The following is a 22,765-nucleotide window of genomic DNA, read 5'->3' on the forward strand; positions in this document are numbered from 1 at the left end:
TGAAAGCGACCAATTTGGTCGCTTTTTTTTTGTGTTTTTTAGTCTCTTTTCACGTTCTTTGGCTAGCTATTAACAAATTACTTTAATTATGAAAAAAACAATGACACTTATCGTGCTATTAATGACTACCTTTTTTAGTACAACAACACAAGCTCAAGAAGCTTATTTAGGCGATATTAAATTAACAGCTATTACTTTTGAACAACGCGGTTGGATGGAATGTGATGGTCGTCTTTTATCAATTGCACAGCACAGCGCATTATTTTCACTTTTAGGAATAACTTATGGTGGTGATGGTATAACAACTTTTGCTTTACCAGATTTAAGAGGTCGTGTGCCAGTTGGCATAGGTTCTGGACCTGGATTAACTACGGTGCAATTAGGTGACACCGGTGGTAGTGAAACAAATACATTAACCGTTTCACAAATGCCATCACATAATCATACTGTTAATGCTGTGATTGAAGATGGAAATAGTGCAACGCCCACAGGAAACTTTCCTGCTGGCACTAAACTATTAGACAAAGAGTATGCTAATGGAGGAACTCCTACAGCTATGAACCCCAATATGATTGGGAATTCAGGAGGTAATATGCCAGTAAATAACAAGCAACCTTATATAGGTTTACGTTATGTTATATGTGTTCAAGGAATTTTTCCATCTAGAAATTAATTAGAGTCATGACAAAACACTATATATATATTGTTATGATGCTATTTTGTTCGTTTAGTTATGGGCAAATCACCTTTAATGGTTGTCATTATTTATTTAACGATCAAGATTTCACTTTCGTAAATACAGGATCAGATGCCACAGGGAGAAACATTTTTGTAACTACGCCTGTAGATGGAAACCAACCTTGTCATGGTATAGGGGTTTGTGAGTTTGAAATATCATGGGGTGAAACAAACAATCGCTGGGAATTTATTGCAGATGATGGTGACGGTAATTTTTCAAGTCCTTTTTTAATTTATTACAATACTGAAGCTTCAACACCTAACCCACCAAGCTTGCAGTTAGGAACTTGGATTGAAAATACAGTTGTAACAGAAGGCAATTGTGGTGGAGCCTTAACAGAACTAAATTCAACTTTAATAGGCGATGTGCAAGATGAAACCTTAAATATTAGCTCGAATATTTTATCAAGCATTAAGGTTTATCCAGTACCAGCAAAGGATATGATTTCTGTAACTAGTCCTAATCATGCTATTTCTAATATTACATTATTCAATTTGCAAGGAAAAATAGTGAAACAGCAAGTTAATAAATTTGAAAATATAAGTCTATCTGGAGTTAAAACTGGTGTATATCTCATGGAGATTAATACGACGTCTAAAAATAGGCTGATAAAAAAAATTATTGTTCAATAAAAAAAGCGGCTTAATTGCCGCTTTTTTTATTCTTTAACTTTAGGTTTAAAAATAAACGCCGTAGGAAACTCTTTTTGTATTTTTATAAGTGCTTTATCAGCTTCTAGTCGTGTTCTAAAACTACCTACCCAAATTTTATAATTAGGGGTTTCGTATTCCATTCTAGAAGTCCAATTAGGGAGTTTTTCTTTAAAAGTCGAATTGGCTTTTTCGGCACTTTTACGGCCACCAGAAAAAATTTGAATCTTATATCGGTCTAAAGCATTTTCAGAAGTGTTTATCTCCTTTTTTAATGCAATTAACTCATCTATTTTTTTGTCTTGCTTTATAGAAAGTTGCCCATTTTGTGCATAAATTCCTGACGATAAAACCAATGCGGTAAAAAGTAATAAATTAGATTTTTTTTGTAAAACTTTCATATCTAGTTAAGTATTTAATGCAAATGTAGGGTTTAAACTCAATTTTTATCAAATTATTATTTAGAATTTCTCTAAATTAGTAATTAACGCTTCTCTAACATTTCTAAAATCGACTTTAAGTGTTACTTTTGCGAGAGATTTTATAACTGTGTTTTTTTATTTTTAGATGAAAAAATCATACCAAAGTTTAGAAGTTAATTCAACCAATAATATGGAACAGGTGACTCGCCGTACGTTAGGTAAGAATATTCTCCAATTGAGTTTTATTTTATTACTAACACTTTCAACCTCACTTTTTGCACAAGAAGGAGACCCTGCAAAAGGGAAAACATTGTTTAATACTAATTGTGCTTCATGTCATAATTTAGATCGTAAAATGACCGGTCCTGCTTTACGCCATGTAGAGCAAAGATTGTCTGATGATCACGGCTTAGATAGAGAGTGGTTAAGTGCTTGGATTCGTAACAGTGCTGCTGTTGTGAAATCTGGAGATGATTACGGAAACAAGATTTTTGATGAATATAACGGAACAGCTATGACGGCGTTCCCGCAGCTTTCAGATCAAGATATTTCTGATATCTTGGCATATACAGCGCAGGATGCTCCAAAGCCAGATCCAGCAACAGAAGCAGCTTCTGCAGGAGGTGGTCAAGCAGCGCAATCTGGGACATCAAATAAGTTAGTTCTTGGAGCTTTAGCATTGTTGTTTGCCCTACTAGCTGTGGCATTAATCCTTGTTAGGAAAACGCTTAATAGGTTTGCTGAAGCTAAAGGTGTTGAGGTTCCTGAAGATCAAAAAGGATTACCGTTGTGGAAAGCATTTGTGCAAAACCAATTCTTGGTTTTAGTTACATGTATTTTCTTGTTATTAGCTAGTGGTTACTTTGTTTATGGCTACTTAATGCAAGTAGGTGTGGATCAAGGATATCAACCAGTGCAGCCAATTCATTTTTCACATAAAATTCATGCAGGAGATAATGGTATAGATTGTAAATACTGTCACTCTTCAGCTAGAGTTAGTAAGACTTCAGGTATTCCGTCATTAAATGTGTGTATGAACTGTCATAAATCAGTATACGAATACAAAGGCGAAACAACGGCAGAGTATAGTAAAGAGTTTTACGATGGAGAAATTAAAAAGCTTTATGCTGCTGCTGGATGGGATGATGCTGAGCAAAAATATACAGGTGAAACAACGCCGGTAAAATGGGTTAGAATACATAACCTTCCAGATTTTGCTTACTTTAATCACTCGCAACACGTAACTGTCGCTGGAATCGAATGTCAAACATGTCATGGACCTGTTGAGGAAATGGAAATCATGTATCAACATGCGCCATTAACTATGGGGTGGTGTATTAACTGTCACAGAGAAACAGAGGTTAAAGTAAAAGATAATGCTTATTATGAAAAAATTCATGCCGAGCTATCTAAAAAATATGGTGTAGAAAAGCTAACAGCTGCTCAAATGGGTGGATTGGAATGCGGTAAGTGCCATTACTAAGTTAAATTAATAAAAGAGTTAATTCTATTATATATGTCATCAAACAAGAAATACTGGAAAAGTGTTGAAGAGCTTAACGATAATAGCTCTGTTGTTGAGACGCTAAAACACAACGAGTTTGTTGAAGAAATACCAACTGATGAGTTTTTAGGTGATAAAAATTCATTAGAAAGTTCAAAAACAACACGTCGTGACTTCTTAAAATATGTTGGATTTAGTACAGCTGCTGCATCGTTAGCTGCTTGCGAAGGTCCTGTAGTAAAATCGATACCTTACGTAGTGCAGCCAGAGGAAATAGTTCCTGGAGTGGCAAACTATTATGCAACTACTATTGCCAACGGTTTTGATTTTGCTAGTGTTTTGGTTAAAACTAGAGAAGGTCGTCCAATTAAAATTGAAAACAATAGCTTAGCGTCAACTCATGGGAGTGCCAATGCTAGAGTAAATGCATCGGTTTTAGGATTGTACGATAGTTTAAGACTTCAAGGGCCTATGAAAGGCGATTCTGCTATTTCATGGAGTACGTTTGATGCTGAAACAAAACAAAAGTTATCTGCAGTAAAAGACTCTGGTAAAGAGATCGTGTTGTTAACACAAACTTATGCGAGTCCTTCTACTTCAAAACTAATATCAGAATTCAAAGAAAAATATGGTAATGTACGTCATGTAGTTTACGATTCAGTTTCGGAATCAGCTGCATTAGATGCATACCAAGCAAAATACGGAGAACGTGGTTTATCAGATTACGATTTCTCTAAAGCAGAAACAATCGTTTCTGTTGGTGCCGACTTTTTAGGAGATTGGCAAGGTGGTGGATTTGATTCTGGATATGCTAAAGGACGTGTTCCTGCAAAAGGAAAAATGTCTAGACATATTCAATTCGAATCTAATATGTCTTTAACTGGGGCAAATGCCGATAAGCGTGTGCCATTAACACCAAGTCAACAAAAAGTAGCTTTAGCTAAACTATATAGTTATGTTGTTGGTGGTTCGGTTTCAGGAGACTTACCAAAAAATATTGATGAAGCAGTTCGTAAAGCGGCTACACAACTTAAAAAGTCTGGTAATAAAGCTGTTGTTGTTACAGGTATTCAAGATGTGAATGCGCAAACAGTAGCCTTAGAAATAAACGAATACTTAAATAGTAGTGTGTTTAACGCTACAACACCTATAAAAACAAGACAAGGTAACGCAAAAACTGTTGCTAATTTAGTAACAGATATGAACGCAGGTAAAGTTGGTGCTATTATAATGAGTGGCGTTAATCCAATGTATACATTGCCAAATGCTAGTGACTTTGCCGAAGGGTTAAAGAAAACAGACTTATCTATTGCTTTCTCAATGAAAGTAGATGAAACATCGTCTTTAACAGAATACGCAGCGGCTGCACCTCACTATTTAGAATCTTGGGGAGATGTTGAAATTAAAAAAGGACATTATGCTTTAACGCAACCAACTATTCGTCCTTTATTTGATACAAGACAATTCCAAGAAGCTTTATTACAGTGGACTGGAAACAGCACATCATATACAGATTACATAAAAGATACTTGGAAGACATCGGTATTAAACGGTGGTTCATTTAACCAAGCACTCCATGATGGTGTTTATGTAAATAATGCGCCTGTTTCAGTTGAAAATACTGAGATAGAAACTGAAGAGGAAGAGACTGTTGAAACACCTTCTGGAAATGCAGCAAGAGCTTTAGCTTCATCTGTAAAATCAGCTTCAGGACTTGAGCTTACATTATATAGTAAAACAGGAATGGGAGACGGGCAGCAAGCCAATAACCCTTGGTTGCAAGAATTTCCAGATCCAATATCAAGAGTATCCTGGGATAACTACTTAACAGTATCTAAAGTTGATGCCGAAAAATTAGGCTTAAAAAACGAACATGTTGCAACAGGTGCTTTAGATGGAAGTTATGCAGATGTAACGGTTAATGGTGTAACCTTAAAAAATGTACCTGTTTTAATACAACCAGGTCAAGCTAAAGGTTCTGTAGGTTTATCATTTGGTTATGGTAGAACAGCAGGTTTAAAAGATGAAATGAAAACCGGTGTAAATGCTTTTAAGCTTTACCAAGGTTTTAACGATATACAAAATGTTAGTGTTGCAGCTGCTTCAGGAATGCATGAATTTGCCTGTGTACAGCTGCACAATACATTAATGGGACGTGGTGATATTGTAAAAGAAACAACACTTGAAATCTTTAACACTAAAGATAAAGAGTACTGGAATGCTATTCCTGTTGTGTCTTTAGATCACCAGGAAACACCAGTAACATCTCCAGATGTAGATATGTGGGATGAGTTTGATCGTTCAATAGGACATCATTTTAACTTATCTATCGATTTAAATGCTTGTACAGGATGTGGGGCGTGTGTTATTGCATGTCATGCTGAAAATAATGTACCTGTAGTAGGTAAAGAAGAAGTACGTCGTAGCCGTGATATGCACTGGTTACGTATTGATAGATATTATTCTTCAGAAGGATCTTTTGAAGGAGATAACGAGAAAAAAGACAATATTTCTGGACTAGGAAGTTCATTAAGTGAGTTTGGCGAGATGGAGCACCCATCAGAAAATCCACAAGTCGCTTTCCAACCAGTAATGTGTCAGCATTGTAACCACGCACCATGTGAGACAGTTTGTCCAGTGGCAGCAACATCACACGGTCGCCAAGGCCAAAACCATATGGCTTACAACCGTTGTGTAGGTACACGTTACTGTGCTAATAACTGTCCTTATAAAGTACGTCGTTTTAACTGGTTCTTATACTCTGAAAATGATGAGTTTGATTACCATATGAATGATGATTTAGGACGTATGGTATTGAATCCAGATGTTGTAGTACGTTCTCGTGGGGTTATGGAAAAATGCTCTATGTGTATTCAAATGACACAAAAGACTATTTTAGATGCTAAACGTGACGGAAGACAAATAAAAGATGGCGAATTCCAAACGGCTTGTTCTGCAGCTTGTAGTAGTGGTGCAATGACCTTTGGAGATATTAACGATAAAGATAGTGAAGTAGCACATCTTAAAGCAGGAGACCGTATGTATCACTTGTTAGAACACGTAGGAACAAAACCAAACGTGATGTATCAAACAAAAGTGAGAAATACAACAGAAGCTTAACAATAAAGAATTAATTAAGAAACAATTATAAACAGATTATGGCGTCTCATTACGAAGCACCTATTAGAAGACCTTTAGTTACAGGTGAAAAGTCCTACCACGACGTTACTGTGGATGTGGCAAAACCTATAGAAGGTAAAGCGAATAAGCAGTGGTGGATAGTTTTTGGAATTTCACTGGTAGCTTTTCTTTGGGGAATTGGATGTATTATTTATACCATATCTACAGGTATAGGAACTTGGGGTTTAAATAAAACCGTAGGTTGGGCCTGGGATATTACCAACTTCGTTTGGTGGGTAGGTATTGGTCACGCAGGAACACTTATTTCTGCAGTATTACTTCTATTCCGTCAAAAATGGAGAATGGCAATTAACCGTTCGGCAGAGGCGATGACTATCTTCTCTGTAGTTCAGGCTGGTTTATTCCCTGTAATTCACATGGGTCGTCCATGGTTAGGATATTGGGTGTTACCAATTCCAAACCAATTTGGATCGTTATGGGTTAACTTTAACTCGCCATTATTATGGGACGTATTCGCAATTTCAACGTATTTATCTGTATCATTAGTGTTCTGGTGGACAGGTTTATTACCTGATTTTGCTATGATTCGTGATCGCGCTGTAAAACCTTTCCAAAAGAAAATATATTCGTTATTAAGTTTTGGATGGACAGGTCGTGCTAAAGATTGGCAACGTTTTGAAGAAGTATCATTAGTATTAGCAGGTTTAGCTACACCACTTGTACTTTCTGTACATACTATTGTATCTTTTGACTTCGCAACATCAGTTATCCCTGGTTGGCATACTACAATATTCCCACCATATTTCGTGGCAGGGGCAATTTTCTCAGGATTTGCTATGGTAAATACATTACTTATCATCATGAGAAAAGTATGTAACCTTGAAGATTATATTACAGTACAACACATCGAATTAATGAACATTGTAATTATGATTACAGGTTCAATCGTAGGTGTGGCCTATATTACAGAGCTATTTATTGCTTGGTATTCTGGAGTAGAGTACGAACAATATGCCTTCTTAAATAGAGCAACAGGACCTTACTGGTGGGCATATTGGGCAATGATGACTTGTAACGTGTTCTCGCCACAGTTTATGTGGTTTAAGAAATTAAGAACAAGTATTATGTTCTCGTTCTTTATCTCTATTGTAGTAAACATAGGTATGTGGTTTGAGCGTTTTGTAATTATTGTAACATCATTACACCGCGATTATTTACCATCTTCATGGACCATGTTCTCACCAACATTTGTAGATATTGGCATTTTTATAGGAACCATAGGATTCTTCTTTGTGTTATTCCTATTATACTCAAGAACATTCCCAGTAATTGCACAAGCAGAGGTTAAAACAATCTTAAAATCTTCTGGAGAACGTTACAAAAGAATTAGAGAAGCAGGAGAGAGTTTAGTAGGTACAGGATCAGATGAAAGAACCTCAGGTAAGCAACCAGCTGTTAATACTGATGCTCCTAAAGTAGATAACTCCGCTAAAGTAGATAGCCTTTTAGCTAGCATAGGAACTTTCGATCCTAACACAGAAACAGCAGATGACCTTAAAAGGATAAATGGTGTAGGACCAAAAATGGAAGAAGCTTTAAATAGTATAGGTATTTACACATTCTTACAGGTTAGTAAAATGACAAAAAAAGAATACGACTTATTAGATGAAATCACTGGTTCTTTCCCAGGAAGAGCAGAGCGTGATGATTGGTCTGGTCAAGCAAAAAATCTTATAAAATAAACGTAGACAATGGAAGCATCTAAAGTAATTCACGCGATTTATACAGACGACGATGTGTTAATGTCTGCTGTTAAAAAAGTAAAAGCAGAAAAGCATCATATAGAGGAAGTTTATACACCATTTCCAGTTCACGGGCTAGACAAGGCTATGGGCTTAGAACCAACACGTATAGCAATAGCATCTTTTTTATATGGATGTTTAGGATTAGCAGTAGCCATTACAATGATGAATTTTATCATGATCGAGGACTGGCCGCAAAATATTGGTGGTAAACCAAGTTTTAGTTATATCGAGAACATGCCAGCTTTTGTGCCAATTATGTTCGAGCTGACCGTATTTTTTGCAGCCCACTTAATGGTAATTACATTTTATTTACGCAGTAGAATGTGGCCATTTAAAAATGCTGAAAACCCTGATCCAAGAACAACAGATGATCATTTCTTGATGGAAATTCCAGTTCATGGTAACGAACAAGAACTTGAAACGTTGCTTCAAGAAACTGGTGCCGTAGAAATTAATATTGTTGATAAAGACACACATTAAACTGTTAAGTAGTCCTAGATATAGTGCTACAAACATTTAATAAAAAATGAAAAATATAAAGTTACAGATGAAAGGCTTAATTAAAATATCACTTCTAGCATTTCTTATGGTAGTGGTAGTAGCTTGTAAAAAAGATACTAGACCAAACTATCAATTTATGCCAAATATGTACGAATCTGTAGGATACGAAACCTATTCAGAATCTGCAGCTTTCCGTAATGGGAAAGAAGGACAACTTCCAGCAGAAGGAACTATACCTAGAGGATTTAAACCTTTTGATATAGAAAACACTATAGAAGGGTATCAACTAGCTAAAGACTCATTAAACTCACCTTTAGATTCTACACAAATCGATTTAGCCAAAGGAAAAGAGTTATACGATATTTATTGTGGTATTTGCCATGGTAACAAAGGAGACGGTCAAGGAAACTTAGTAAAACGTGAAAAAATATTAGGTATTCCTAGTTATGACGATGCTGGTAGAGCCATAACAGCTGGTAGTGTTTATCATACCATTTATTATGGTAAAAACGCCATGGGTTCTTATGCAAACCAGATTAATGAAGAAGAGCGTTGGCAAGTTGTAGCTTATGTTATGGAACTTAAAGCTAAATTAGAAAAGTAAGATAGAATAAAGTTTATTTATATAGATATGTACACATTCTCAAATAAATTAAAGACATTTTCCATAGCCTTAGTTATTATAGGTTTATTAGGTGTTGGTTACGGTTTTATGACTTCTCACAAATCTTTTGAAGAAGTTGAAACTATGTTGGCTGAAGAAGCCTCACACCATGGAGGTGGTCATGCCGAAGAAACAGCACATGCCACTACAGAAATGGCACACGACTCGCATGGTGAAGAAGCTTCGAGTACAGACGAGGCGCACCATGCCGATGCTCATAAAGAACATGTAGAGCATGTACAACATCAAATATCTAACCGCCCATGGTCTGCCCTTTATGTAGGCGCTTTCTTTTTCTTTATGATTGCTTTAGGCGTGTTAGCATTTTATGCCATTCAAAGAGCATCACAAGCAGGTTGGTCTCCAGTACTATTTAGAGTAATGGAAGGTATTACAGCTTATGTGCTTCCTGGAGGTTTAATTGTACTAGCTATTGCTATTGCATCAGGTACAATAGGACATTACAACATTTTTATTTGGATGGATCCAGATGTAGTGGCACACGATAAACTTATTCAAGGTAAAGCAGGTTGGTTAAACCTACCAATGTTTGCCGTAAGAGGTTTTATTTTTATTGCAGGATGGAGCTTATACCGTCACTTTGCAAGAAAATTCTCTTTAGCACAAGATAATGCTGAAGACGATAAAAACTTTAAAAAATCTTTTAGAATCGCAGCGGCATTTTTAGTATTCTATATCTATTCAGAATCTATAATGTCTTGGGATTGGATTATGAGTGTAGATCCACACTGGTTTAGTACATTATTTGGATGGTATGTATTTGCAAGTATGTTTGTAAGTGGTATTACCGTTATTGCATTAATCACTATGTACTTAAAATCAAAAGGATTATTAGAGTTTGTAAATGATAGTCATTTACACGATTTAGCTAAATTTATGTTTGCCATTAGTATCTTTTGGACTTACCTATGGTTCTCACAATTTATGCTAATATGGTATTCAAATATACCAGAAGAGGTAACCTACTTTATTACAAGAATAAATGATTATAAGTTACCATTCTTTGGCATGCTTGCTATGAACTTTATTTTCCCACTACTTGTTTTAATGAATAGTGATTACAAGAGAATACCATGGTTTATAGTAATGGCAGGTATTGTAATTTTATTTGGACATTATTTAGATGTATTTAATATGATTATGCCTGCAACAGTAGGAGACAGATGGTTTATTGGTGTACCTGAAATTGGCGCTATTTGCTTATTCGCTGGACTGTTTATGCTTGTTGTTTTTACAGCAATATCCAAAGCACCATTACTAGCAAAAAGAAACCCATTTATTAAGGAAAGTGAAAATTTCCATTACTAATATTTAATAAGTAAAGAAGAGAAATAACGATGACTGCTTTATTAACAATTTTAATAGTATTTTTTGTAGCTGTTGCAATCTGGCAAATGGTCAAAATATTCGATTTGGCTAGCGTAGGCGCAGATAACGCCCAAATTGCTACAGATAAAGATAACAAGCTTAATGGGTATTTAATGATGGCATTTCTTGTCTTCATTTATGCCATAACTATAGTATGTATTTATAAATGGGGAGATTTACCATTATTATCAAATTCAGCATCCGAACATGGGTCGCAAATTGATACTTTAATGATAATTTCTTTAGTTATTATTTTTATCGTTCAAACAGTAACTCAGTTTTTATTACACTATTTTGCCTTTAAATACAAAGGAGAAAAAGGTAAAAAAGCTTTATTCTATGCAGATAATAATACATTAGAAGCCATTTGGACTATTATTCCTGTAATAACTTTAGCAGGTTTAATTATCTACGGATTATTCACTTGGTCTAGTATTATGAATGTTAATGAAGATGAAGACCCATTAGTAATAGAACTTTATGCACAACAATTTAACTGGAAAGCTCGTTATGCTGGACAAGACAATGTGTTAGGTAAAGCCAATGTAAGATTAATAGATATTGACAGAGCCAATATTTTAGGTGTAGATGAATCAGATCCAAACGCACAAGACGATATTATAACTACCGAGTTACATTTACCAGTAGGTAGGCCAGTATTATTTAAAATGCGTTCTCAAGACGTGCTTCACTCTGCTTACATGCCACACTTTAGAGCACAAATGAACTGTGTTCCTGGTATGATAACACAATTTGGGTTTACACCATCTGTAACAACAGCTGAGATGAGACAAAATCCAGATATTATAGAAAAAGTAGCGAATATTAATAAAATTCGTGTAGAGAACAAAGCCGAGATAGAAGCGAAAGGTCAAGATTTAAGATATGAGTTTGATTACCTATTATTATGTAACAAAATTTGTGGTAAGTCTCATTATAACATGCAAATGAAAATTATTGTTGAGACTCAAGAAGAATATGACGCTTGGATCAAAGAACAAAAGACCTTTAAAAACTCTTTAATTAACTAAACAAAGACTTAAAACGAAACAAGATTATGTCAGCACACGCAGATACTCACGCACACGACGACCACGGGCATCATCATAAAGAAACGTTTATAACTAAATATATATTCAGTCAAGACCATAAAATGATTGCCAAACAGTACTTAATTACAGGTACGATTATGGGAATTATTGGGGTTATGATGTCTTTAATGTTCCGTATGCAAATTGCATGGCCAGAACAACCTAATGTCCTTTTTGAAGCATTATTAGGTAAATGGGCACCAGATGGCGTTATGGACGCTGATATTTATTTAGCATTAGTTACCATTCATGGTACAATAATGGTATTCTTTGTACTTACAGCAGGATTAAGTGGAACCTTTAGTAACTTATTAATCCCATTACAAATTGGTGCACGAGACATGGCATCAGGGTTCTTAAATATGGTATCGTATTGGTTATTCTTCTTATCTAGTGTAATCATGGTATTGTCCTTATTTGTTGAAGCTGGACCAGCAGCAGCAGGATGGACAATTTATCCACCGTTAAGTGCCTTGCCAATGGCTCAGCCAGGATCTGGTATGGGGATGACATTGTGGTTAGTATCTATGGCTATATTTATTGCGTCCTCTTTATTAGGATCATTAAACTACATAGTAACGGTTATTAACCTTAGAACTAAAGGAATGTCAATGACACGTTTACCATTAACTATTTGGGCATTCTTTGTAACAGCAATAATTGGTGTAGTATCTTTCCCTGTATTACTATCAGCGGCATTATTACTTATCATGGATAGAAGTTTTGGAACATCATTCTTCTTATCAGATATTTTTATTCAAGGTGAAGTATTACATTACCAAGGTGGTTCTCCTGTATTATTCGAACACCTATTTTGGTTCCTTGGTCACCCAGAAGTATACATTGTATTATTACCAGCATTAGGAATTACCTCCGAGATTATAGCAACCAACTCGCGTAAGCCAATTTTTGGTTACAGAGCCATGGTAGCATCAATTTTAGCAATTGCTTTCTTATCTACAATTGTATGGGGGCACCACATGTTCGTTTCAGGTATGAACCCATTCTTAGGGTCTGTGTTTACCTTTACAACCCTGTTAATTGCTATTCCATCGGCTGTTAAAGCGTTTAACTATATTACAACACTGTGGAAGGGTAACTTACAAATGAATCCAGCCATGTTGTTTTCTATTGGTTTGGTGTCAACATTTATTACAGGTGGTTTAACAGGAATTATTTTAGGAGATAGTGCATTAGATATTAACGTACACGATACATACTTTGTAGTAGCTCACTTTCACTTAGTAATGGGTATCTCTGCATTATATGGTATGTTTGCAGGAATTTACCATTGGTTCCCTAAAATGTTTGGCAGAATGATGAATAAAAAGCTAGGGTATTTACACTTTTGGATAACAGCAATTTGTGCCTATGGTGTATTCTTCCCAATGCATTTTATTGGAATGGCAGGTTTACCAAGACGTTATTATACAAACTCTAACTTCCCATTATTTGATGATTTAGCCAATGTAAACGTTGTTATAACAATATTTGCTTTAGTTGGTGGGGCCTTCCAGTTAGTGTTCTTATATAATTTCTTTGTGAGTATATTCTACGGAAAGAAAGCCGAGCAAAACCCTTGGAAATCGAATACATTAGAATGGACAACTCCTGTAGAGCACATTCACGGGAACTGGCCAGGTGCAATACCTCATGTACACCGTTGGGCATACGATTATAGTAAGCCAGGACATGAGTTAGATTTCGTGCCTCAAAATGTTCCAATGAAAGAAGGTGAAGAGGAACTTCAACACTAGAACTTATATTTACAAAAGTGAATATTAAAAGATATTAAAAAGCCTTTCCGTTTTGGAAAGGCTTTTTCTTTATCTTTGTTTTTATGAATGAAAACCTAGATCCAACAAACGACAATTTTTCACCAGAAGAGTTAGATGTAGAGAAAAAATTACGTCCCTTGTCGTTTGATGACTTTACAGGACAAGACCAAGTGTTGGAAAACTTACAGGTTTTTGTAAAAGCAGCCAACTTAAGAGACGAAGCCTTAGATCACACCTTATTTCATGGCCCTCCAGGATTAGGAAAAACTACGTTGGCTCATATTTTATCTAACGAGTTAAGCGTGGGCATTAAAGTTACCTCTGGTCCCGTATTGGATAAACCAGGTGACTTAGCAGGGCTGTTAACTAACTTAGATGAGCGTGATGTCCTTTTTATAGACGAAATTCATCGTTTAAGTCCTATTGTAGAAGAGTACTTGTATTCGGCAATGGAAGACTATAAAATAGATATAATGATTGAAACTGGACCCAATGCGCGTACAGTTCAAATTAACCTGAATCCATTTACATTAGTTGGAGCCACAACACGTTCAGGTTTACTAACATCTCCTATGCGAGCGCGTTTTGGAATAAGTAGCCGACTTCAGTATTATAATACCGAATTACTAACAACTATAGTCCAGCGTAGTGCCTCAATTTTAGATGTGCCTATCTCTATGGAGGCAGCTGTAGAAATTGCTGGCAGGAGTAGAGGAACCCCAAGAATAGCTAATGCATTATTACGACGTGTTCGCGATTTCGCCCAAATAAAAGGGAATGGTAAAATAGATATCAAAATTGCCAAATTTGCCCTTGAAGCTTTAAATGTAGATGCACATGGTTTAGATGAAATGGATAATAAAATCCTGTCTACTATTATCGATAAATTTAAAGGCGGCCCAGTAGGTATTACCACTTTGGCAACAGCGGTTAGCGAAAGTGCTGAAACGATAGAAGAAGTGTACGAGCCTTTCCTTATTCAACAAGGCTTTATTATGCGTACACCTCGTGGTCGAGAGGTAACCGAACAAGCGTACAAACACCTTGGACGTGTAAAAGGAGGAACACAAGGTGGATTGTTTTAATGAATAATCAAAAACAAATACCTGAGGTTTCTACCTTTACCTTTTTAAGGCACGCTATTAACATTCTTAATAATCCGCTACCATTTCATCATAAAAACTTTAAACGTTATGGCGATACGTTTAAGCTGAATATTGGTTTTGGTAACTATGCTATTTTTTCCCGAGATGCTGCCTTAGCAGAATATGTACTTCAAAAAAACTGGAAAAATTATACCAAATCACCTATTCAAACAAAGGACCTTGCCAAATATTTAGGAAATGGCTTATTAACTTCTGAAGGCGAACATTGGCGAAAGCAACGCAAACTCATTCAACCGGCATTTCATAAAAAACATCTCGAAAATTTAATTGCTACCATAAAGGAAACGATTATTGAAGAGCTACATAGTATCCAAACAGGTATTGATATGGATGTGCTCCCTTTTTTTAGCGACTTAGCTTTTAAAGTGGTTGTAAAATCGTTGTTTAGTAATGCTGCTTCCGATGCTGAGATTAAAACCCTTCAGGAAGTGACCGAAGAGAACCAAAACATGTTGGTAAAAGAGTTGCGTCAACCTTATTTAAAATGGTATTTTGAATCTTTTGGGATTATAAAAAAGCATTTGTCACGCACCAAAGAATCACGAAACATTCTTCAAGGTATAATTAATAGACGAAAACAATCTAAAATTCAATACAATGATTTGTTGGATATGCTTTTAAATGCACGTTATGAAGACGGCTCAAGTATGGACAACGACCAACTAATTGATGAAATTTTAGTGCTTTTTGTTGCAGGCCACGAAACAACAGCAAACACATTAAGTTTTACAGTACAATTGTTAGCGCAGCACGCCAAGTGGCAAGAAAAAGTTGCTTTAGAGTACCAAACAATTATAAAAAATAAAGATACCGATATATTAACAGCAGTAACACAATCTCAGCTAGCCAAACAGGTTATTGAAGAGTCCTTACGATTATATCCGCCAGCGTATTTTATAGATCGTGTGAATATACAAGATGATGAATTTAATGGTTATCAATTAAAAAAAGGAAGCAGTTTGTTGTTTTCTATTTACGAAATCCACAGACATAAAAACTTATGGGACAATCCTGAAGATTTTAATCCAAATAGGTTTTCTCCAGATCAAACCAAAAACTATTCATCGCAATACTTTCCGTTTGGCGCCGGTCCAAGAAAATGCATTGGTAATAATTTTGCCATGTACGAAATGATTATAACTATTTCAGAACTTGTAGTAAAGTACCAAATTCACCCCGTAAACAATTCTATAGACATTAATCCATTAATCACCTTAAAACCTAAAAATGCAAAAGTGATATTTATTGATAGAGTTTAAATAGACAGGTTTTCATCTTTTTTTTTAGTATCTTTAATATCTCCCCTACCTATTAATCGCTTATTAATAAGTAATTAAAACGTTTTGCTATGCCCATTTATATGGATTACCACCATTTCCCTGGTGTTACAGTAGAAGATGTAAAGAAAGGACATATGGCCGATAAGCAGACCCAAGGTAAGTATGGTGTAAAATACCATCAGTTTTGGGTTAATCAAGAAGCTGGAACTATTTTCTGCTTAATTGAAGGACCAAGCCCAGAAGCTTGTGAAAAGGTGCATAAAGAGGCTCATGGTAATGTGGCTTGTAATATTGTTGAAGTTGAAGCAGGTCTGATTGATGCATTTATGGGAAAAAACCATAAGATTAACCATGGAATTGTTTATTACAACGATGGTAACCTAGATACAGGATTTAGGTTTATTCTTATTGTCGATATCTTGGCAAAAACCCAACAAGCCAATACAGATGATATAAGTAGGTTTAACGTTCCTACGTTTGCTAGAAATACTGTATTTAAATTGATAAAAGCACATAAAGGCTCTGAAGTAAAAAATATAAGTGACGATAGTATTATTGCGGTTTTTAATGGAGCTATTGCAGCTTTTGAGTGTGCTTCTAGTATTCAAAATTTATTATCCAAAAAGCAAAATATCGAATTTAGAATAGGGATGTCAGAAGGTCAACCAGTAACACATAGAGATGGTTTTTTTGAAGACGCCATAGATTTTACGAAACAATTGGCTTTAATGGCTAATAAAGGAGAAATAATCCTCTCCAAAAACTTTTCTAAATTGCTTGTAGAAAATGGTAGCGAAAACAAAAATACTATAAAAGTTATAAGTGCATCTCAACAAAAATTTGTAGAAGACTTTTTTGATTATACAGAGAAAAACCTTTCAGATGAAGCGTTTAATATTACCAATATTAGTCAAAATTTGGGTATAAGTCGCCCACAGCTTTACAGAAAAATTACAGCATTAACAGGAAGGTCGCCTATCTTGTTCCTTCGTGATATTAAAATGAAGAAAGCCTTATCTTTAATAAAGGAAAATAAACTTTCCGTCTCTGAAATTGCTTATCAATTAGGCTATTCAAACCCATCTTACTTTACAAAAAAATTTAAGGATAAATATGGCTTATTGCCTTCAAAAATTATTATTGCCTGATAATAATAGACTAATGGATTTGTATCAAATAGATTCAATTTAACTTTACGATTAGTGATTTATTTGAAAGATGATTATTTAAGAAATAATTTGATGAAGTTAAGCCTCATTTAAAGTAAGTTCTCTCAACTTTTAAGAATATATCCTTCCAGTTCCACGTATTAATTTAGTGCCATAATTAGGCCATAAAAAAAATATTGGTCATAGCTATATTGAAACATTTGTGATATTCTTTGAATGAAATGAGTTGATGTTTTGTGTTGATTATCAGTAGTTTTGAGTGATTTGAAAACCAAAATATTATGAAGGCCAAAATTTCAATATTAAGAAAGTTACTGTTGGTAATCCTGTTCTTAAACGTTCAGTTTCTATTGGCTCAAACCCTTAAAAATGATATTTCTCAAAAAGAATATCCATGGGCACAAGAAGAAGTAAAACAAACCATGAAGGCTATAGTGCAAAGTGTTAAAGAAGGTAATGTAGAAAAGTTAATCGCTTTTCATGCTTACGGACCAAAATTCACTGAGTTTAAAATGGGTGAAAAACGTGTAGGAAGTGAAGAAAACGAAGCACACGAACGTAAAATATTTGGGAGTGTTACCGAAATTGTAAAGTTTGATGTAAACGACTTAAAGGTTGCCATATTTTATGATAAGGTAGCTAATGTAACCTTTCATTCCAATTTCCATTTAAAATTTGGAGATGATTCAGTAATTGTAAATGATCAAATATCGCTACTTTTTGTAAAAGACAATACAGGTAATTGGAAAATTGTACATGAACACCATTCACCATTAAAAAATAAAGCCATCAATCATTAATTAAAAACCAGAAGGCTAACCAAAGCACATGAATTATGAACTATCAAAATTTATCAGGAGAAGTTATTACCCCACAAAATACCGATTACGATGAGGCACGAGCCATTTATAATGCTATGATAGACAAAAAACCGGCTGTAATAGTAAAATGTAAAAATACTCAAGATGTAGTAAATGCCGTAAACTATGCTAGAAAAAATAATATAGAGGTTTCCATACGAAGCGGTGGCCACAATGGGGCAGGTTTGGCTTTAGTAGATGATGGTTTGGTAATAGATTTATCTCAAATGAATGATATTACAGTCAACCCAAATACCAAAACAGCCATTGTAGAGCCCGGAAACACCCTTGCCAATTTAGATGCAGCCACCCACGAACACGGCTTGGCTTTACCAAGTGGTATTATTGGAACTACAGGTATAGGTGGTATTACTCTTGGAGGTGGTTTGGGTTATTTAAGTAGAAAAGCAGGCTTAACCATAGATAATCTTTTGGAATGCGAAGTGGTGCTTGCTAATGGAGAGATAGTTACTGCCAATAAAGATATAAACTCTGATTTGTTTTGGGCACTACGCGGCGGTGGAGGGAATTTTGGAGTAGTCACTTCTTTTAAGTTTAATTTAATTGACGTTAAAAATGTATATGCTGGGCCTATGTTTTGGCCAATAGAACAAGCTAGAGAGGCTATGGAGTTTTATGATAAATTCACAAAAAATGCCTCCAACGATCTTTATGGTTTTTTTGCGTTTTTAATCGTGCCTCCAGCAGCGCCTTTTCCAGAACACCTTTGGAACCAAAATGTTTGTGGTATTGTTTGGAATTATACAGGTCCAATTGAAAAAGCAGAAGAAGTCTTTAAACCTATTCGTGAGTTTGGACCACCTGTTTTGGATTTTGTAAGTGAAATTCCTATGACTGCACTAAACACAATGTTCGATGCGTTGTATCCACCAGGTATGCAATGGTATTGGAAAGCCCACTACATTAAAGAATTAACACCAGAATCTATAAAAATAAATATAGAACATGGCTCAAAAATACCAACCATGCACACAACTACACATTTATACCCTGTAGATGGCGCGTGTCATGAAGTTTCCAACTCCGAGACTGCTTGGGCAAATAGAGAAGCGCGTTGGGCACAAGTAATTGTAGGTGTAGATCCTAATCCCGATAAAGCAGATGAAGTAACAAATTGGTGTAAAACCTATTTTGATGCCTTAATACCTCATGCTATGGGTGGTGCCTATGTCAATTTTATGATGAATGAAGGTCAGGAACGTATAAAAGCAGCATATAAAAATAATTATGAAAAATTGGTTATTGTTAAAACCAAATACGACCCTAATAATTTCTTTCATATTAATCAAAATATAAAACCGAAAGGGTAAAAATGTTATTTTAGTGCTGTGAATGATAAGCAGCATTATACAAAACTTATAAAAACCGAAGCCAAACGCCTCGGTTTCTTGTCCTGTGGAATTAGTAAAGCCGAGTTTCTTGAAACAGAAGCACCCAGATTAGAAAAATGGTTAAATAATAATATGAACGGTGAAATGCGTTACATGGAAAACCATTTCGATAAACGTTTAGACCCAACAAAACTAGTGGAAGGCTCTAAAAGCGTGATTTCCTTATTGCTGAATTATTTTCCTTCGGAAACCCAAAACTCAGAAAGTTTCAAGTTATCAAAATACGCTTACGGTACCGATTACCACTTTGTAATAAAAGATAAACTCAAATCGCTTTTACAATTTATTCAAGAAGGAATTGGCGAAGTTTCAGGCCGTGCCTTTGTCGATTCCGCGCCAGTTTTAGATAAAGCTTGGGCGGCAAAATCTGGTTTGGGTTGGATAGGAAAACATAGCAATTTACTTACGCAACAAGTCGGATCCTTTTATTTTATCGCTGAACTTATTATCGATTTAGAACTCGATTACGATACCCCAACTACCAACCATTGTGGTACTTGTACAGCTTGTATAGATGCTTGTCCAACTGAAGCTATTGTTGAACCTTACGTGGTAGATGGCAGTAAATGTATTTCGTATTTAACTATCGAGCTAAAAGAAAACATCCCAACCGAATTTAAAGACAAGATGGACGATTGGATGTTTGGTTGCGATGTGTGTCAAGACGTTTGCCCTTGGAATCGCTTTTCAAAGCCACATAGCGAGCCACTATTCAATCCTCATCCCGAACTTTTAGACATGTCAAAAAAAGATTGGGAAGAGATTACCGAAGACACCTTTAGAAAGGTGTTTAAAAAATCAGCAGTAAAACGTACTAAATTTTCAGGATTAACTCGTAACATTGATTTCTTAAAAGATTAGAGTTTAATTCTGTAGGATTACTACATTTGTATAACATATTTAAAACTATTTATGAGTAATCCAAGAAAACGAAGAGAAGCGTTAGTTTATCATGCTAAGCCAACGCCAGGAAAAATAAAAGTTGTTCCCACCAAAAAATATGCTAGTCAGAGAGATTTAGCATTGGCCTATTCTCCAGGTGTTGCAGAGCCTTGTTTGGAAATAGAGAAAGACAAAAACAATGCTTATAAATATACAACCAAAGGAAATTTAGTAGCCGTTATATCTAACGGAACAGCGGTTTTAGGTCTTGGTAATATTGGGCCAGAAGCTTCAAAACCTGTTATGGAAGGAAAAGGATTGCTTTTCAAAATTTTTGCAGATATAGATGTGTTTGATATTGAAGTCGATACCGAAAATATTGAAGAATTTATTCAAACCGTTAAAAATATTGCGCCAACCTTTGGCGGGATTAATCTAGAAGATATAAAAGCACCCGAAGCTTTCGAAATAGAAAGACGCCTAAAAGAAGAGCTTGATATCCCCGTAATGCATGACGATCAACATGGGACAGCCATTATCTCTGCGGCAGCCTTATTAAATGCTCTAGAACTAGCCGAAAAAAATATAGAAGATGTTAACATTGTAATTAGTGGTGCTGGTGCTGCTGCTATTTCTTGCTCACGATTGTACCAATCTTGTGGGGCAAGAAAAGAAAACATGGTTATGCTAGATAGCAAAGGTGTTATTAGAGCAGATAGAGAAAACCTAACATCGCAAAAGGCAGAGTTTGCTACGGATAAGGATTTAAATACCTTAGACGAAGCTATGAAAGATGCCGATGTATTTATAGGGTTATCTACTTCAGATATAGTGTCTCCAGCTATGTTAAACAACATGGCAGAAAACCCTATCGTTTTTGCAATGGCCAATCCAGATCCCGAAATTGCTTACGATTTGGCGGTAAAAACAAGAGAAGATATTATTATGGCAACGGGCCGTAGCGATCACCCTAATCAAGTAAATAACGTATTAGGATTTCCGTTTATTTTCCGTGGTGCATTAGATGTTCGGGCCACCAAAATTAACGAGGAAATGAAAATGGCTGCGGTAAAAGCCTTGGCTAGATTAGCAAAAGAACCAGTGCCTGAGCAAGTCAATATTGCTTATGGAGAAACCAAATTAATGTTTGGTCGCGATTATATTATTCCTAAACCTTTTGACCCGAGATTAATTGCCGAAGTTCCGCCAGCAGTAGCAAAAGCTGCCATGGAGAGTGGTGTTGCTAAAGAGCCTATTGAGGATTGGGAGCGCTATGAAAATCAATTATTAGACAGACTAGGGTCAGATAATAAAATGGTTAGGCTTTTAATTAATAGAGCTAAAATGAACCCTAAACGCGTAGTGTTTGCCGAAGCCGATCATTTAGATGTTTTAAAAGCCGCACAAATTGCTTATGATGAAGGAATAGCTTACCCTATTTTATTAGGAAGAAAAGATGCCATTCAAGCATTAATGGAAGAGATAGAGTTTGATGTAGATTTACCAATCATCGATCCTAAATCAGATGAAGAAACAGAGCGAAAAAATAGATACGCCGAAGCGTATTGGAAACACAGAAAACGCCGTGGTGTAACGCTTTACTCTGCTCAAAAGAAAATGCGTGAGCGTAATTATTTTGCTGCGATGATGGTAAATGAAGGCGACGCCGATGCATTGATATCTGGCTACTCACGTAGCTATCCATCTGTAGTAAAACCAATGCTAGAACTTATAGGGAAGGCAAAAGGAGCTTCGAGAGTGGCGACCACAAATCTTATGATGACACAGCGTGGTCCAATGTTTTTAAGCGATACCTCAATTAATATAGACCCAACAGCAAAGGACTTAGCAACAATCGCCCAAATGACATCAACAATAGTTAAAATGTTTGGTATGGAGCCTGTAATTGCTATGACATCCTATTCAAATTTTGGATCATCTCATAATGAACGCACATCTAAGGTAAGAGAGGCTGTTTCTTATTTACACCGTTTTTATCCAGATATGATTGTAGATGGCGAACTGCAAACAGATTTTGCTTTAAATAGTGAGATGCTTCAAGATATATTTCCGTTTTCCAAGCTTGCTGGAAGAAAAGTAAATACATTAGTTTTTCCTAACCTTGAAGCGGCTAATATAACGTATAAGCTTTTAAAAGAACTTAATAAAGCCGATTCTATAGGCCCAATAATGATGGGCATGAGAAAACCTGTACATATTTTACAACTTGATGCTAGTGTTGACGAAATTGTAAATATGACTGCTATAGCAGTAGTCGATGCGCAACAAAAAGAGAAAAGAGAACAATAAAA

Annotated in this window: 18 protein-coding genes; 17 read left to right on the plus strand and 1 reads right to left on the minus strand. The window is 35.6% G+C overall.

The window, feature by feature from the left end:
- Positions 1-88: 88 nt before the first annotated feature.
- Together EJA19_RS07760 and EJA19_RS07765 are read left to right on the plus strand one after the other, a co-directional pair.
- Entirely contained in the window at positions 89-673 is a 585-nt protein-coding gene (locus EJA19_RS07760) for a phage tail protein (RefSeq protein WP_240640246.1), read from the plus strand.
- An 8-nt stretch (positions 674-681) separates the two neighbouring features.
- A complete protein-coding gene (locus EJA19_RS07765; protein WP_125467795.1) occupies positions 682-1,371 on the plus strand; it encodes a T9SS type A sorting domain-containing protein in 690 nt (229 codons plus the stop codon).
- A 26-nt stretch (positions 1,372-1,397) separates the two neighbouring features.
- On the opposite strand, the gene EJA19_RS07770 is transcribed toward EJA19_RS07765, so the two are convergent.
- Positions 1,398-1,790, minus strand: a complete 393-nt coding sequence (locus EJA19_RS07770; protein ID WP_125467796.1) for an SPOR domain-containing protein — start codon at positions 1,788-1,790, stop codon at positions 1,398-1,400.
- A 211-nt stretch (positions 1,791-2,001) separates the two neighbouring features.
- Here EJA19_RS07770 and EJA19_RS07775 point away from each other — a divergent pair, with 211 nt between their 5' ends.
- The 15 genes from EJA19_RS07775 (at position 2,002) to EJA19_RS07845 (ending at position 22,763) form a co-directional block, all read left to right on the plus strand.
- Positions 2,002-3,294 (plus strand): cytochrome c3 family protein, encoded by a 1,293-nt coding sequence (locus EJA19_RS07775; RefSeq protein ID WP_125468016.1) that lies wholly within the window; start codon positions 2,002-2,004, stop codon positions 3,292-3,294.
- A 33-nt stretch (positions 3,295-3,327) separates the two neighbouring features.
- Positions 3,328-6,435 carry a TAT-variant-translocated molybdopterin oxidoreductase gene (locus tag EJA19_RS07780; protein WP_125467797.1) on the plus strand — a complete coding sequence of 1,036 codons (3,108 nt, stop codon included), beginning with the start codon at positions 3,328-3,330 and terminating at the stop codon, positions 6,433-6,435.
- Positions 6,436-6,473: 38 nt separating this feature from the next.
- Entirely contained in the window at positions 6,474-8,198 is a 1,725-nt protein-coding gene (nrfD, locus tag EJA19_RS07785) for an NrfD/PsrC family molybdoenzyme membrane anchor subunit (protein WP_125467798.1), read from the plus strand.
- Between the two features lie 9 nt (positions 8,199-8,207).
- Entirely contained in the window at positions 8,208-8,741 is a 534-nt protein-coding gene (locus EJA19_RS07790; RefSeq protein WP_125467799.1) for a DUF3341 domain-containing protein, read from the plus strand.
- 157 nt (positions 8,742-8,898) lie between these two features.
- Positions 8,899-9,366 carry a c-type cytochrome gene (locus EJA19_RS07795; RefSeq protein ID WP_125468017.1) on the plus strand — a complete coding sequence of 156 codons (468 nt, stop codon included), beginning with the start codon at positions 8,899-8,901 and terminating at the stop codon, positions 9,364-9,366.
- A 27-nt stretch (positions 9,367-9,393) separates the two neighbouring features.
- Positions 9,394-10,755, plus strand: a complete 1,362-nt coding sequence (locus tag EJA19_RS07800) for a quinol:cytochrome C oxidoreductase (protein WP_125467800.1) — start codon at positions 9,394-9,396, stop codon at positions 10,753-10,755.
- 29 nt (positions 10,756-10,784) lie between these two features.
- On the plus strand, positions 10,785-11,846 hold the full coding sequence (locus EJA19_RS07805) for a cytochrome c oxidase subunit II (protein ID WP_125467801.1): 1,062 nt from the start codon (positions 10,785-10,787) through the stop codon (positions 11,844-11,846).
- A 26-nt stretch (positions 11,847-11,872) separates the two neighbouring features.
- Positions 11,873-13,663 (plus strand): cytochrome c oxidase subunit I, encoded by a 1,791-nt coding sequence (locus EJA19_RS07810; protein WP_125467802.1) that lies wholly within the window; start codon positions 11,873-11,875, stop codon positions 13,661-13,663.
- Between the two features lie 83 nt (positions 13,664-13,746).
- Positions 13,747-14,769, plus strand: coding sequence for a Holliday junction branch migration DNA helicase RuvB (gene ruvB, locus EJA19_RS07815; RefSeq protein WP_125467803.1), 1,023 nt, complete (start codon positions 13,747-13,749; stop codon positions 14,767-14,769).
- Positions 14,769-16,109, plus strand: a complete 1,341-nt coding sequence (locus tag EJA19_RS07820) for a cytochrome P450 (RefSeq protein ID WP_125467804.1) — start codon at positions 14,769-14,771, stop codon at positions 16,107-16,109. The genes ruvB and EJA19_RS07820 overlap by 1 nt, the downstream gene beginning before the upstream one ends.
- 89 nt (positions 16,110-16,198) lie before the next feature.
- Positions 16,199-17,278 carry a nickel-binding protein gene (locus EJA19_RS07825; RefSeq protein ID WP_125467805.1) on the plus strand — a complete coding sequence of 360 codons (1,080 nt, stop codon included), beginning with the start codon at positions 16,199-16,201 and terminating at the stop codon, positions 17,276-17,278.
- Between the two features lie 302 nt (positions 17,279-17,580).
- A complete protein-coding gene (locus tag EJA19_RS07830) occupies positions 17,581-18,099 on the plus strand; it encodes a YybH family protein (RefSeq protein WP_125467806.1) in 519 nt (172 codons plus the stop codon).
- A 35-nt stretch (positions 18,100-18,134) separates the two neighbouring features.
- Entirely contained in the window at positions 18,135-19,490 is a 1,356-nt protein-coding gene (locus EJA19_RS07835) for an FAD-binding oxidoreductase (RefSeq protein WP_125467807.1), read from the plus strand.
- A gap of 18 nt (positions 19,491-19,508) precedes the next feature.
- Complete coding sequence (gene queG / locus EJA19_RS07840; RefSeq protein WP_125467808.1) at positions 19,509-20,432, plus strand: tRNA epoxyqueuosine(34) reductase QueG; 924 nt, start codon at positions 19,509-19,511, stop codon at positions 20,430-20,432.
- A 51-nt stretch (positions 20,433-20,483) separates the two neighbouring features.
- Entirely contained in the window at positions 20,484-22,763 is a 2,280-nt protein-coding gene (locus tag EJA19_RS07845; RefSeq protein ID WP_125467809.1) for an NADP-dependent malic enzyme, read from the plus strand.
- Positions 22,764-22,765: the final 2 nt, after the last annotated feature.

The organism is Mangrovimonas spongiae (assembly GCF_003944795.1).
GTDB classification, from domain to species: Bacteria; Bacteroidota; Bacteroidia; order Flavobacteriales; family Flavobacteriaceae; genus Mangrovimonas; species Mangrovimonas spongiae.